General features: G+C 66.5%; 1 protein-coding gene. It reads left to right on the plus strand.

All coding sequences use genetic code 11. The features are described 5' to 3' along the window. On the plus strand, nt 1-675 hold a 675-nt coding region (gene dgt, locus M44_RS26580; protein WP_155815010.1), incomplete at both ends, for a dGTP triphosphohydrolase.

The following is a 675-nucleotide window of genomic DNA, read 5'->3' on the forward strand; positions in this document are numbered from 1 at the left end:
GCCGTCGGTTCCAGGAGGATGAGAGCCGCACCCGGACCCCGTTCGCCCGCGATCGTGACCGGATCATCCACACGTCGGCCTTCCGTCGCCTGAAGGAGAAGACCCAGGTCTTCGTGGCGCACGAGGGCGACAATTTCCGCACCCGCCTGACGCACTCGCTGGAAGTGGCGCAGGTGGCGCGCTCGCTGGCGACGGCGCTCGGCCTCGACAGCGATCTGGCCGAGACCATCGCGCTGGGCCATGACCTGGGCCATCCGCCCTTCGGTCACGCCGGCGAGGACGAGCTCGAGATCCAGATGCGCGACTACGGCGGCTTCGACCACAACGTCCAGACCTTCCGGGTCGTGACCGAATTGGAGCACCGCTATCCCGATTTCCTGGGCCTGAACCTGACCTGGGAAACGCTGGAGGGGATCATCAAGCACAACGGTCCGGTGACCAACAAGCTGGGCAAGCCGTCGTGGAAGGCGATCCAGCGGTACGACAACGACTATGGCCTGGGTCTGGACACCTGGGCCTCGGCCGAGGCCCAGGTCGCGGCCCTGGCCGATGACATCGCCTACAACAATCACGACGTCGACGACGGCGTCACCGCCGGCCTGTTCACCCTGGACGAGCTGATGGATGTGCCGCTGATCGGCCCGATCCTCTACGCCGTGAAGAGCGAGCGGCCGG

The organism is Bacillus coahuilensis m4-4, from assembly GCF_000171615.1.
Taxonomy (GTDB): domain Bacteria; phylum Bacillota; class Bacilli; order Bacillales; family Bacillaceae_K; genus Bacillus_T; species Bacillus_T coahuilensis.